15 protein-coding genes are annotated in these 13,692 nt (G+C 40.9%); all 15 read left to right on the top strand.

Annotated features, from left to right (window positions below):
• Positions 1-259: 259 nt before the first annotated feature.
• Entirely contained in the window at positions 260-448 is a 189-nt protein-coding gene (gene rpmB, locus CBI42_RS07400) for a 50S ribosomal protein L28 (protein ID WP_001140948.1), read from the top strand.
• Between the two features lie 155 nt (positions 449-603).
• Positions 604-969 (top strand): Asp23/Gls24 family envelope stress response protein, encoded by a 366-nt coding sequence (locus tag CBI42_RS07395; protein WP_000216437.1) that lies wholly within the window; start codon positions 604-606, stop codon positions 967-969.
• A 2-nt stretch (positions 970-971) separates the two neighbouring features.
• Positions 972-2,639, top strand: a complete 1,668-nt coding sequence (locus CBI42_RS07390) for a DAK2 domain-containing protein (protein WP_049493145.1) — start codon at positions 972-974, stop codon at positions 2,637-2,639.
• A 124-nt stretch (positions 2,640-2,763) separates the two neighbouring features.
• On the top strand, positions 2,764-2,970 hold the full coding sequence (locus tag CBI42_RS07385) for a hypothetical protein (RefSeq protein WP_049493185.1): 207 nt from the start codon (positions 2,764-2,766) through the stop codon (positions 2,968-2,970).
• Positions 2,967-3,158, top strand: coding sequence for a hypothetical protein (locus CBI42_RS07380; RefSeq protein ID WP_049493144.1), 192 nt, complete (start codon positions 2,967-2,969; stop codon positions 3,156-3,158). Before CBI42_RS07385 ends, CBI42_RS07380 begins: the two co-directional genes overlap by 4 nt.
• A complete protein-coding gene (locus CBI42_RS07375) occupies positions 3,145-4,029 on the top strand; it encodes an ABC transporter ATP-binding protein (protein WP_049493142.1) in 885 nt (294 codons plus the stop codon). The genes CBI42_RS07380 and CBI42_RS07375 overlap by 14 nt, the downstream gene beginning before the upstream one ends.
• A 1-nt stretch (position 4,030) precedes the next feature.
• A complete protein-coding gene (locus tag CBI42_RS07370) occupies positions 4,031-4,768 on the top strand; it encodes an ABC transporter permease (protein ID WP_094753638.1) in 738 nt (245 codons plus the stop codon).
• The gene (locus CBI42_RS07365; RefSeq protein WP_094753637.1) at positions 4,768-5,865 is read left to right on the top strand and encodes a sensor histidine kinase; all 1,098 of its coding nucleotides are present in this window, start codon (positions 4,768-4,770) and stop codon (positions 5,863-5,865) included. Before CBI42_RS07370 ends, CBI42_RS07365 begins: the two co-directional genes overlap by 1 nt.
• A 1-nt stretch (position 5,866) precedes the next feature.
• Positions 5,867-6,466, top strand: a complete 600-nt coding sequence (locus CBI42_RS07360) for a response regulator transcription factor (protein ID WP_094753636.1) — start codon at positions 5,867-5,869, stop codon at positions 6,464-6,466.
• A gap of 315 nt (positions 6,467-6,781) precedes the next feature.
• Positions 6,782-7,195 carry a 30S ribosomal protein S12 gene (gene rpsL / locus CBI42_RS07350; RefSeq protein ID WP_001142332.1) on the top strand — a complete coding sequence of 138 codons (414 nt, stop codon included), beginning with the start codon at positions 6,782-6,784 and terminating at the stop codon, positions 7,193-7,195.
• A gap of 19 nt (positions 7,196-7,214) precedes the next feature.
• On the top strand, positions 7,215-7,685 hold the full coding sequence (gene rpsG / locus CBI42_RS07345; protein ID WP_000087873.1) for a 30S ribosomal protein S7: 471 nt from the start codon (positions 7,215-7,217) through the stop codon (positions 7,683-7,685).
• 282 nt (positions 7,686-7,967) lie between these two features.
• Entirely contained in the window at positions 7,968-10,049 is a 2,082-nt protein-coding gene (gene fusA, locus CBI42_RS07340; RefSeq protein ID WP_000090348.1) for an elongation factor G, read from the top strand.
• Positions 10,050-10,375: 326 nt separating this feature from the next.
• Complete coding sequence (locus tag CBI42_RS07335; protein ID WP_049493134.1) at positions 10,376-12,076, top strand: acetolactate synthase large subunit; 1,701 nt, start codon at positions 10,376-10,378, stop codon at positions 12,074-12,076.
• Complete coding sequence (gene ilvN, locus CBI42_RS07330; protein WP_001253803.1) at positions 12,069-12,545, top strand: acetolactate synthase small subunit; 477 nt, start codon at positions 12,069-12,071, stop codon at positions 12,543-12,545. The genes CBI42_RS07335 and ilvN overlap by 8 nt, the downstream gene beginning before the upstream one ends.
• Positions 12,546-12,611: 66 nt before the next feature.
• Positions 12,612-13,634 (top strand): ketol-acid reductoisomerase, encoded by a 1,023-nt coding sequence (ilvC, locus tag CBI42_RS07325; RefSeq protein WP_000290683.1) that lies wholly within the window; start codon positions 12,612-12,614, stop codon positions 13,632-13,634.
• Positions 13,635-13,692 lie beyond the last annotated feature (58 nt).

Raw genomic sequence — 13,692 nt, 5'->3', positions numbered from 1 at the left:
CTTAATCAGTCAAACAATATTGTAGCATAAATAGTGCAATATAGTCAAGGGCTGGGGTGAAGTGAGGAACTTTTTCCAGTTTTTTTGTCTGAAAAATCTCGTTTTCTTATTGAGTTATAAGGATATTTGATTGTTCCCAAAAATTTAGACACAAACAAATCTTCCAATTCCCTTGCAAAAATGAAGAAAGTGTGATAACATAGTACGGTATGTGGTGCTAGCACATCCGCTATATTAGATCTAATAGGAGGAAAACACAATGGCTAAAGTATGTTACTTTACAGGTCGTAAGACTGTATCAGGAAACAACCGTTCACACGCGATGAACCAAACAAAACGTGCCGTAAAACCAAACCTTCAAAAAGTTACTGTTCTTATCGATGGTAAACCTAAAAAAGTTTGGGCTTCAGCTCGTGCTTTGAAATCAGGTAAAGTTGAACGCGTTTAATAATAAAAGTAAGGAGACCTTAGGGTCTTTTTTCTTTTACTGTAGATATAAAATCATTTGAAAAACGGAGTAAATATCCGCTGATACAGTATTCTGCTTTTACACTTGGGCTGAAATATGATAAAATAGAGTATCAACTAGTTGAGGTAAAAAGTATGACTGTAAAAATTAATACAAAAGATGGTCAAATCGAACTAACAGATGAAGTGATTGCAACCGTCGTAGGTGGAGCAGCAACTGAGATTTTTGGTGTGGTCGGTATGGCCAGTAAAAATGCCCTCAAAGATAATTTCCAAGCCCTTCTAGGTAAGGAAAATTATTCTAAAGGTGTCGTCGTAAAGGCGGCCGAAGATGGCAGTATTGCAGTTGATGTATATACCGTGTTGAGCTACGGAACAAAGATTAGCGAAGTGTCAAAAAACATTCAAGAGCGTGTTCGTTTTAGTTTGGAAAACCAACTTGGAATTACTGCTCAGACTGTAAATGTCTACATTCAAAATATCAAAGTTGTAGGAGAATAACCGTGTCAAAAATTACTACTAGCTTATTTCAAGAAATGGTGCAGGCTGCATCAACTCGCTTGAATAAGCAAGCTGAATATGTCAATTCATTAAACGTCTTTCCAGTTCCAGATGGAGATACTGGAACAAACATGGGAATGACCATTGAAAATGGAGCTAAAGAAGTTGCAGACAAGCCAGCTTCTACAGTTGGCGAGGTAGCGAGCATTCTTGCCAAAGGTCTTTTGATGGGTGCGCGTGGAAACTCAGGCGTTATTACGTCTCAGCTTTTCCGTGGATTTTCACAAGCCATCAAGGATAAAGACGAGTTAACAGGTCAAGACTTGGCTCTTGCCTTCCAATCAGGTGTAGAAGTTGCCTATAAGGCAGTGATGAAACCAGTTGAAGGAACGATTTTGACAGTTTCTCGTGGGGCTGCTATCGGTGCTAAGAAAAAGGCTGAGCAGACAGATGATGCTGTTGAAGTCATGCGCGCAGCCTTGGAAGGTGCTAAAACAGCTCTAGCTAAAACGCCAGACATGCTTCCAGTATTGAAAGAGGTTGGTGTTGTAGACTCAGGTGGTCAAGGACTGGTCTTCATCTACGAAGGTTTCCTTTCAGCCCTTACTGGCGAATATATTGCATCTGAGGATTTTGTAGCGACTCCTGCCAACATGAGTGAGATGATCAATGCAGAGCATCATAAGTCTGTGGCTGGTCACGTAGCGACTGAGGACATCACCTTTGGTTATTGTACTGAAATCATGGTAGCTCTTAAGCAAGGTCCAACCTATGCCAAAGATTTTGACTACGACGAATTCCGTAACTACTTGAATGAACTTGGGGATTCTCTCCTCGTTGTTAACGATGATGAAATTGTCAAAGTCCATGTCCATACAGAAGATCCAGGACTTGTTATGCAAGAAGGTCTCAAATATGGTAGCTTGGTTAAGGTAAAAGTTGACAATATGCGTAACCAACACGAAGCACAGGTTGAGAAAGAAGCTGCTCAAGTTAGCAAGCCAGCTGAAGAAAAAGAGTATGCTTTGATTGCTGTCGTTGCTGGGAAAGGTTTAGCAGATATCTTCCGTTCTCAAGGTGTAGATTATGTTATTGAAGGCGGTCAAACTATGAACCCTTCAACAGAAGACTTTATCAAGGCTGTTGAACAGGTCAATGCCCGTAACATTATCTTCCTACCAAACAACAAGAACATCTTCATGGCAGCTCAATCTGCAGCAGAAGTTTTGGAACAACCAGCAGTAGTGGTGGAAGCTCGCACTCTCCCTCAAGGTTTGACAAGTCTTCTTGCCTTTGATCCAAGCAAGTCCATCGAAGAAAATCAAGAGCGTATGACTGCAGCTCTTAGAGATGTCGTTAGCGGAAGCGTCACAACAGCTGTGCGTGATACAACAATCGATGGTTTAGAAATCCATGAAAACGATAATCTTGGTATGGTTGATGGGAAAATTCTTGTGTCAAACCCTGACATGCACCAAACCTTGACTGAAACCTTGAAACATATGTTGGATGAAGATAGTGAAATTGTAACCTTCTATGTTGGTGAAGACGGAAGCGAAGAACTTGCCAATGAAATTGCCCAAGAAATTGCAGAAGAATTCGAAGATGTTGAAGTAGAGATTCACCAAGGCCAACAACCAGTTTACCCATACTTATTTAGTGTGGAATAAAAATTTAATAGATTAAAAAGAAAGTTGATTTTGCAACTTTCTTTTTTTATGACATTTGTCATATCTCCTCATGACAGAAGCTTCTAGTGATTCTACCTTCAAAGAATTATACTAGATGTATCAAATGGAGGAAGAAAAAATGAAACATAAAGTAGTTGTCGCAATGAGTTTAGTAGCAGCAGGAGTCATGACTTATCTCATGTTTTCAGGATTGGATGAAGGACTTTATCATTTTCCTTGGGATCTATTTGCAGGCTTTGGAATCTTGTCTTGGCTTATCCGAGAAGGTTTGAAATTGGTCTCAGATGTGAAAAAGGAGTTTGAAAAATGAAAAAAATTCCCTATCTTTTTATTGGGCTGTCACTAGTGGTATGGTTGGTAGAAATATTTACTGGTTGGTTTGACCAAACCTTGTTTCTCCAATTCATCCGTGGTGCTTGGGGGTTTGGATTTATGATTTTCGTCGTTTTCCTTATGGGAAAGGAGTGGCTGAAAGGAGAATATGATGAACATGATTAAGGTAGAAAGCCTAAATAAAAACATCAAGGGCAAGGTTATTTTGAAGGATATTTCCTTTGAGGTAACAGAAGGTGAATGCGTCGCCTTGATTGGGCCAAATGGTGCTGGAAAGACAACACTCTTGGACTGTTTGCTTGGAGATAAACTGGTCACAAGCGGTCAAGTATCCATCCAAGGCTTGCCAGTGACGAGTGCTCAGTTAGACTACACAAGATCCTATCTCCCTCAAGAAAATGTCATCGTTCAAAAATTAAAGGTCAAAGAGTTGATTGCTTTCTTTCAAAGCATTTACCCAAATCCCTTGAGCAACCAGGAAATCGATCAACTATTGCAGTTTGACCAGCAACAAAAAGAGCAATTCGCAGAAAAATTGTCAGGTGGACAAAAGCGTCTCTTCTCTTTTGTCTTGACCTTGATTGGGCGACCAAAGCTTGTCTTTTTAGATGAACCAACTGCTGCCATGGATACTTCAACTCGTCAACGCTTTTGGGAAATTGTTCAGGAACTAAAAGCGCAGGGAGTTACCATTCTCTATTCGTCCCATTACATCGAAGAGGTAGAGCATACAGCAGACCGAATCTTGGTCTTGAATAAGGGAGAGTTGATTCGCGATACAACACCTCTAGCCATGCGCAGTGAGGAGATTGAAAAGCACTTTATCCTTCCTCTAGCATATAAGGAAGTTGTCGAACAGTCAAACTTGGTTGAAAACTGGTCACAAAAACAAGATGCTCTACAAGTAGTCACACGCGAAGCAGATGCTTTCTGGGAACTATTAGTCCGAGCAGGATGTAGGATTCAAGAAATTGAAGTCAATAATCGTAGCTTGCTGGATACAATCTTTGAAGAAACACAAAAGGGAGATGACTAAGATGAAACAATGGATCGCACTAAACAAGATAGAATTTCTATTGACCAAACGACAATTAGTCTATTATCTATTATCCGTAGGGATGCCTACAGCCTTCTATTTATTCTTTTCAGGCATGTACCAGGACACACCTGGTGGACCAGCTAATTTTATGCGTGATTATCTCATCTCCATGACAGCCTTTTCCATGATGTCGACAGCTATGTTTTCATTCCCAGCTGTTTTACATACAGATAAAATCAACAACTGGCAGAAAACATTGCGCCATACTCCGGTAAATATGGTAGAATATTATCTATCAAAGATAACAAGTATGATGGTTGATTATCTGGTCTCAATCCTGGTTGTTTTCTCAGTTGGGCACTTGGTCAGAGGTGTGGATATGCCTTTAGGAAGCTGGATTGGGGCTGCGTTCTTGCTGATAGTAGGAAGTGTAGCTTTTGTAGCGCTTGGCTTGACCTTGACACTCTTGCCTTCTAATCAGCTGATGTCTGTCGTGGGCAATCTTCTCTATCTAGGCTTGGCTGTTTTAGGTGGACTCTGGATGCCCATCTCTTTATTTCCAGACTGGATGCAAGCAATCGGGAAGTGCCTACCAACTTATCAGTTGATGGAGTTGCTCAAGTCCTTCTTAAACGAGGGTAGCATCAATCTATCAGCTACAGTTTATCTACTTGTTTTTTCAGCAGTTTTGTTTGGTTTGACCATTTACCTTCAAGGTCATAAGGAGAATGCTTAATGCTTGAAAGACTGAAAAGCATACACTATATGTTTTGGGCCAGTTTAATTTTTATGATTTTCCCCATCCTACCTGTAGTGACTGGGTGGCTTTCTGCCTGGCATTTATTGATTGATATTCTATTTGTAGTGGCATATTTGGGTGTTTTAACAACTAAGAGCCAGCGCCTATCTTGGCTATATTGGGGCCTCATGCTGACTTATGTAGTTGGGAATACTGCCTTTGTTGCTGTTAATTATATCTGGTTTTTCTTTTTCCTATCCAATCTCTTAAGTTATCATTTCAGCGTACGTAGTTTAAAGTCTTTACATGTCTGGACTTTTCTTCTTGCTCAAGTCCTTGTTGTGGGCCAACTGTTGATTTTTCAGAGAATCGAAGTTGAGTTTCTATTCTATCTACTTGTAATTCTTACTTTTGTCGATTTAATGACTTTTGGATTGGTTCGGATTCGGATTGTGGAGGATTTGAAAGAAGCTCAGGCTAAGCAAAATGCGCAGATAAATCTATTGCTTGCTGAAAATGAACGCAGTCGTATCGGTCAAGATTTGCATGATAGTCTGGGGCATACCTTTGCTATGATTAGTGTTAAAACTGATCTAGCCTTGCAGTTATTTCAGATGGAGGCTTATCCACAGGTGGAAAAGGAATTAAGAGAAATTCACCAGATCAGTAAGGATTCCATGAATGAAGTGCGAACCATTGTGGAAAATCTGAAATCACGGACCCTAGCTTCAGAGCTTGAGACTGTTAAGAAGATGCTGGAAATTGCTGGAATTGAGGTGGAAACGGATAACCAACTAGATACTGCTAGCCTTACTCAGGAATTGGAGTCAACGGCTTCCATGATTTTGCTTGAGTTAGTGACCAATATCATCAAACATGCCAAAGCATCTAAAGCTTACTTAAAATTAGAACGGACAGAGAAAGAACTCATTTTAACAGTAAGAGATGATGGCTGTGGCTTTTCTTCTCTAAAGGGGGACGAACTCCATACTGTCCGAGATCGTGTCCTTCCATTCTCGGGAAAAGTAAGAGTAATCAGTCAGAAACATCCGACTGAAGTGCAGGTTCGACTACCTTATAAGGAGAGAAACTAAGATGAAAGTATTAGTCGCAGAAGATCAAAGTATGTTACGAGATGCCATGTGTCAGTTGCTTGCCTTTCAAGCAGATGTAGAGTCTGTCTTACAAGCCAAGAATGGGCAAGAAGCAATCCAACTCTTAGAAAAAGAGTCTGTAGATATCGCCATCCTTGATGTAGAGATGCCTGTTAAGACAGGTCTCGAAGTGCTGGAATGGGTACGAGCAGAAAAGCTAGAAACAAAGGTGGTTGTGGTAACGACCTTCAAGCGCCCTGGTTATTTTGAACGTGCGGTCAAGGCTGGAGTGGATGCTTATGTCTTGAAAGAAAGAAGCATTGCAGACCTCATGCAAACCTTGCACACTGTTCTCGAAGGACGCAAGGAATATTCGCCTGAATTGATGGAAGTGGTGATGACGCATCCTAACCCGTTAACAGAGCAAGAAATCGCCGTTTTAAAGGGAATTGCTCAAGGCTTGTCTAACCAAGAAATTGCAGATCAACTTTATTTATCAAACGGAACCGTCCGAAATTATGTCACCAATATTCTTTCGAAACTAGATGCTAGTAATCGAACAGATGCAGCTAATATCGCGAAAGAATCTGGTTGGTTGTGATGATATAATATTTTTCTGAACATTATGTGTTAAAAATGATGGGATTGAATGGATCAATACCTAATTTTAGGAGGGACTTATTCCTCCTTTTCTTTCTTTTGGGAGCAATACAAACGAGATAAAAATAACAATAAAAAAGAAAAATATCTTGACAAGCAAGGGAAAAATTTGTTACAATAATAGACGGTACTTTTTACTTTTGGTCTCTCAAGAGTGTACAGGGACGTGCTGACAAATGTTGCAAAAGTACACACAGATGATAGCTGTCACCAAGTGTATCATCACCAAAAATAAAAAAAACACAGGAGAATGTAGATGCCTACAATTAACCAATTGGTTCGCAAACCGCGTAAATCAAAAGTAGAAAAATCTAAATCACCAGCTTTGAACGTTGGTTACAACAGTCATAAAAAAGTTCAAACAAACGTTTCTTCACCACAAAAACGTGGTGTTGCAACTCGTGTTGGAACAATGACACCTAAAAAACCTAACTCAGCCCTTCGTAAATTCGCTCGTGTACGTTTGAGCAACCTTATCGAAGTTACTGCCTATATCCCAGGTATCGGACACAACTTGCAAGAGCACAGCGTGGTGCTTCTTCGTGGTGGACGTGTAAAAGACCTTCCAGGGGTACGTTACCATATCGTCCGTGGTGCACTTGATACTGCAGGTGTTAACGATCGTAAACAAGGCCGTTCTAAATACGGTACTAAACGTCCAAAAGCATAAGGAAAGGGGATAAAGAGAAATGAGTCGTAAAAATAGAGCTCCAAAACGTGACGTATTGCCAGATCCGCTTTACAATTCACAACTAGTTACTCGTCTTATCAACCGCGTTATGCTTGATGGTAAACGTGGTACAGCTGCTTCAATCGTTTACGGTGCTTTTGAGCAAATCAAAGAAGCTACTGGCAACGATGCACTTGAAGTATTTGAAACAGCTATGGAAAACATCATGCCTGTACTTGAAGTACGTGCACGTCGTGTTGGTGGTTCTAACTACCAAGTCCCAGTTGAAGTTCGTCCAGAACGTCGTACAACACTTGGACTTCGTTGGTTGGTAACAATCGCTCGTCTTCGTGGTGAACACACAATGCAAGACCGTCTTGCAAAAGAAATCTTGGATGCTGCTAACAACACTGGTGCAGCAGTTAAGAAACGTGAAGACACTCACCGTATGGCTGAAGCTAACCGTGCATTCGCACACTTCCGTTGGTAAAATCATGATGCTAGGAACGGTAAGGATGCAAGGTGAAAATAGGAAACTGACGCAGTATTCGATGAATACAAGGAAGTTTATCTTTTTCACACAGCATCCCGTTTCAGCTCAACTCAACTAACTTGGGCTTTTAGCCCGAGTTCAATTCAACTTGTAAATTTACAAGTTGAAACCAACAATAGCATGAAAACATTGTGAACGGGTAGGTCCTGCCTATCCGTTTTTATTAAAATCGTGTTATAATAGAATAGAAATCAAAAATAAATAGGAGAAACAAACCTCATGGCACGCGAATTTTCACTTGAAAAAACTCGTAATATCGGTATCATGGCTCACGTCGATGCTGGTAAAACAACAACTACTGAGCGTATTCTTTACTACACTGGTAAAATCCACAAAATCGGTGAAACTCACGAAGGTGCGTCACAAATGGACTGGATGGAGCAAGAGCAAGAGCGTGGTATCACTATCACATCTGCTGCGACAACAGCTCAATGGAACAACCACCGCGTAAACATCATCGACACACCAGGACACGTGGACTTCACAATCGAAGTACAACGTTCTCTTCGTGTATTGGATGGTGCGGTTACCGTTCTTGACTCACAATCAGGTGTTGAGCCTCAAACTGAAACAGTTTGGCGTCAAGCAACTGAGTATGGAGTTCCACGTATCGTATTTGCTAACAAAATGGACAAAATCGGTGCTGACTTCCTTTACTCAGTAAGCACACTTCACGATCGTCTTCAAGCAAATGCACACCCAATTCAATTGCCAATCGGTTCTGAAGATGACTTCCGTGGTATCATCGACTTGATTAAGATGAAAGCTGAAATCTATACTAACGACCTTGGTACAGATATCCTTGAAGAAGATATTCCAGCTGAATACCTTGACCAAGCTCAAGAATACCGTGAAAAATTGATTGAAGCAGTTGCTGAAACTGACGAAGAATTGATGATGAAATACCTCGAAGGTGAAGAAATCACTAACGAAGAATTGAAAGCTGGTATCCGTAAAGCGACTATCAACGTTGAATTCTTCCCAGTATTGTGTGGTTCTGCCTTCAAGAACAAAGGTGTTCAATTGATGCTTGATGCGGTTATTGACTACCTTCCAAGCCCACTTGATATCCCAGCGATCAAAGGTATTAACCCAGATACAGACGAAGAAGAAACTCGTCCAGCATCTGACGAAGAGCCATTTGCAGCTCTTGCCTTCAAGATCATGACTGACCCATTCGTAGGTCGTTTGACATTCTTCCGTGTTTACTCAGGTGTTCTTCAATCAGGTTCATACGTATTGAACACTTCTAAAGGTAAACGTGAACGTATCGGACGTATCCTTCAAATGCACGCTAACAGCCGTCAAGAAATTGACACTGTTTACTCAGGTGATATCGCTGCTGCCGTTGGTTTGAAAGATACTACAACTGGTGACTCATTGACAGATGAAAAAGCTAAAATCATCCTTGAGTCAATCAACGTTCCAGAACCAGTTATCCAATTGATGGTTGAGCCAAAATCTAAAGCTGACCAAGACAAGATGGGTATCGCCCTTCAAAAATTGGCTGAAGAAGATCCAACATTCCGTGTTGAAACAAACGTTGAAACTGGTGAAACAGTTATCTCTGGTATGGGTGAGCTTCACCTTGACGTCCTTGTTGACCGTATGCGTCGTGAGTTCAAAGTTGAAGCAAACGTAGGTGCTCCTCAAGTATCTTACCGTGAAACATTCCGTGCTTCTACTCAAGCACGTGGATTCTTCAAACGTCAGTCTGGTGGTAAAGGTCAATTCGGTGATGTATGGATTGAATTTACTCCAAATGAAGAAGGTAAAGGATTCGAATTCGAAAACGCAATCGTCGGTGGTGTGGTTCCTCGCGAATTTATCCCAGCGGTTGAAAAAGGTTTGGTAGAATCTATGGCTAACGGTGTTCTTGCAGGTTACCCAATGGTTGACGTTAAAGCTAAGCTTTACGATGGTTCATACCACGATGTCGACTCATCTGAAACTGCCTTCAAGATCGCGGCTTCACTTGCTCTTAAAGAAGCTGCTAAATCAGCACAACCAGCTATCCTTGAGCCAATGATGCTTGTAACAATCACTGTTCCAGAAGAAAACCTTGGTGATGTTATGGGTCACGTAACTGCTCGTCGTGGACGTGTAGATGGTATGGAAGCACACGGTAACAGCCAAATCGTTCGTGCTTACGTTCCACTTGCTGAAATGTTCGGTTACGCAACAGTTCTTCGTTCTGCATCTCAAGGACGTGGTACATTCATGATGGTATTTGACCACTACGAAGATGTACCTAAGTCAGTACAAGAAGAAATCATTAAGAAAAACAAAGGTGAAGACTAATCAGTCCTCGCTATAGAAGGAAGTCACTTAGTGGCTTCCTTTTTTGTATAGTTCCGAAAAATTTTATAGATTCTGAAAATATGAACTCATAAAAATTTACATATAAAAATGAGTTAAAGAAATTTGCGGAAGAAATATATAATTATCAATAGAAATAAGTTGAAAAAGAATATAAATTACCTTTTAAAACTTATAAAAACAATAATAATATTCATAAATAAACGTTAAAATAGAAAATTCAGAAAATTTCTTCTTTTCTCTTGAAAAATTTTGAAAAAATGGTATGATAGTAACAAGTTATTTTTAAGAGAAGAGAAAGGGGAACAATGGAGAAAATCAGTTTAGAATCTCCTAAGACGGGGTCGGACCTAGTTTTGGAAACACTTCGTGATTTAGGAATTGATACCATCTTTGGTTATCCTGGTGGTGCAGTCTTGCCTTTTTATGATGCGATATATAATTTTAAAGGCATTCGCCACATTCTAGGACGCCATGAGCAAGGTTGTCTGCATGAAGCTGAAGGTTATGCCAAATCAACTGGAAAGTTGGGTGTTGCCGTCGTCACTAGCGGACCGGGAGCAACAAATGCCATTACAGGGATTGCGGATGCCATGAGCGATAGTGTTCCCCTTTTGGTCTTTACAGGTCAGGTTGCGCGAGCAGGGATTGGGAAGGATGCTTTTCAAGAGGCAGACATTGTGGGAATTACCATGCCAATCACTAAGTACAATTACCAAGTTCGTGAGACAGCTGATATTCCTCGTATCATTACGGAAGCTGTCCATATCGCAACTACAGGTCGCCCAGGGCCAGTCGTAATTGACCTACCTAAAGACGTATCTGCATTAGAAACAGACTTCATTTATTCACCAGAAGTGAACCTACCAAGCTATCAGCCGACTCTTGAACCAAATGATATGCAAATCAAGAAAATCTTGAAGCAATTATCCAAGGCTAAAAAACCAGTCTTACTAGCTGGTGGTGGGATTAGCTATGCTGAAGCAGCTGCAGAATTAAATGAATTTGCAGAACGCTATCAAATTCCAGTGGTAACCAGCCTTTTGGGACAAGGAACGATTGCAACGAGTCATCCACTCTTCCTTGGAATGGGGGGGATGCACGGGTCATTTGCAGCTAATATTGCCATGACAGAAGCTGATTTTATGATTAGTATTGGTTGCCGTTTTGATGACCGCTTGACGGGGAATCCTAAGACTTTCGCTAAGAATGCCAAGGTTGCTCACATTGATATTGATCCAGCTGAGATTGGTAAGATTATCAGTGCAGATATTCCTGTAGTTGGAGATGCTAAGAAAGCTTTGCAAATGTTGCTGGCTGAGCCGACAGTTCATAATAATACTGAGAAATGGATTGAAAAAGTTACTAAAGACAAGAACCGCGTTCGTTCTTATGATAAGAAAGAGCGTGTGGTTCAGCCGCAAGCTGTTATTGAACGCATCGGTGAGTTGACGAATGGTGATGCCATTGTGGTAACAGACGTTGGTCAACACCAAATGTGGACAGCTCAGTATTATCCTTACCAAAATGAACGTCAGTTGGTGACTTCAGGTGGTTTGGGAACCATGGGATTCGGAATTCCAGCAGCAATCGGTGCTAAAATTGCTAACCCAGATAAGGAAGTAGTCTTGTTCGTTGGGGATGGTGGTTTCCAAATGACCAACCAAGAATTGGCTATTTTGAACATTTACAAGGTGCCAATCAAGGTGGTTATGCTGAACAACCACTCACTTGGAATGGTTCGCCAGTGGCAGGAATCCTTCTATGAAGGTAGAACATCAGAGTCAGTCTTTGATACCCTTCCTGATTTCCAATTGATGGCACAGGCTTATGGCATTAAAAACTATAAGTTTGATAATCCTGAGACCTTAGCTCGAGATCTTGAAGTCATCACTGAGGATGTTCCTATGCTAATGGAGGTAGATATTTCTCGTAAGGAGCAGGTGTTGCCAATGGTGCCAGCTGGTAAGAGTAATCATGAGATGTTGGGGGTGAAGTTCCATGCGTAGAATGTTAACAGCAAAACTACAAAATCGTTCAGGAGTCCTCAATCGCTTTACCGGTGTCCTGTCTCGCCGTCAGGTTAATATCGAAAGCATTTCTGTTGGAGCAACAGAAGATCCGAATGTATCGCGTATCACCATTATTATTGATGTGGCTTCACATGATGAAGTGGAGCAAATCATCAAGCAACTCAATCGTCAGATTGATGTGATTCGTATTCGTGATATTACAGACAAGCCTCACTTGGAGCGCGAGGTGATTTTGGTTAAAATGTCAGCGCCAGCTGAGAAGCGCGCTGAGATTCTAGCGATTATTCAACCTTTCCGCGCAACGGTGGTAGACGTAGCACCAAGCTCAATTACCATTCAGATGACAGGAAATGCTGAAAAGAGCGAAGCTCTATTGCGAGTCATTCGACCATACGGTATTCGTAATATTGCTCGAACTGGAGCAACTGGATTTACCCGCGATTAAAAATCCAACTTAAATTTGTTAAACCAGCCTAAAAGGCAATAAATAATAGAAAAGAGAGAAAAAACTATGGCAGTTCAAATGGAATACGAAAAAGATGTTAAAGTAGCAGCACTTGACGGTAAAAAAATCGCCGTTATCGGTTATGGTTCACAAGGACATGCGCATGCTCAAAACTTGCGTGACTCAGGTCGCGATGTCATCATCGGTGTACGTCCAGGTAAATCTTTTGACAAAGCAAAAGAAGATGGATTTGATACTTACACAGTAGCAGAAGCAACTAAATTAGCTGACGTTATCATGATTTTGGCACCAGACGAAATCCAACAAGAATTGTACGAAGCAGAAATCGCTCCAAACTTGGAAGCTGGAAACGCAGTTGGATTTGCTCACGGTTTCAACATCCACTTTGAATTTATCAAAGTACCTGCGGATGTAGATGTTTTCATGTGTGCTCCTAAAGGACCAGGACACTTGGTACGTCGCACTTACGAAGAAGGATTTGGTGTTCCAGCTCTTTATGCAGTATACCAAGATGCAACAGGAAATGCGAAAAACATTGCTATGGACTGGTGTAAAGGTGTTGGAGCTGCACGTGTAGGTCTTCTTGAAACAACTTACAAAGAAGAAACTGAAGAAGATTTGTTTGGTGAACAAGCTGTACTTTGCGGTGGTTTGACTGCCCTTATCGAAGCTGGTTTCGAAGTCTTGACAGAAGCAGGTTACGCTCCAGAATTGGCTTACTTTGAAGTTCTTCACGAAATGAAATTAATCGTTGACTTGATCTATGAAGGTGGATTCAAGAAAATGCGTCAATCAATTTCAAACACTGCTGAATACGGTGATTATGTATCAGGTCCTCGTGTGATTACTGAGCAAGTTAAAGAAAATATGAAAGCTGTCTTGGCAGACATCCAAAATGGTAAATTTGCAAATGACTTTGTAAATGACTATAAAGCTGGACGTCCAAAATTGACTGCTTACCGTGAACAAGCAGCTAACCTTGAAATTGAAAAAGTTGGTGCAGAATTGCGTAAAGCAATGCCTTTCGTTGGTAAAAACGACGACGATGCATTCAAAATCTATAACTAATTGATAGAAATTAAGGTGAAGGCGAGTTGGGGGACTAACTCGCTTTTATAATCAATTC

The organism is Streptococcus sp. KR, assembly GCF_002238115.1.
In the GTDB taxonomy this organism is placed as follows: Bacteria; Bacillota; Bacilli; order Lactobacillales; family Streptococcaceae; genus Streptococcus.
Note: the sequence above shows the minus strand (reverse complement) of the source record. Positions and strands in the feature narration are given on the sequence as shown.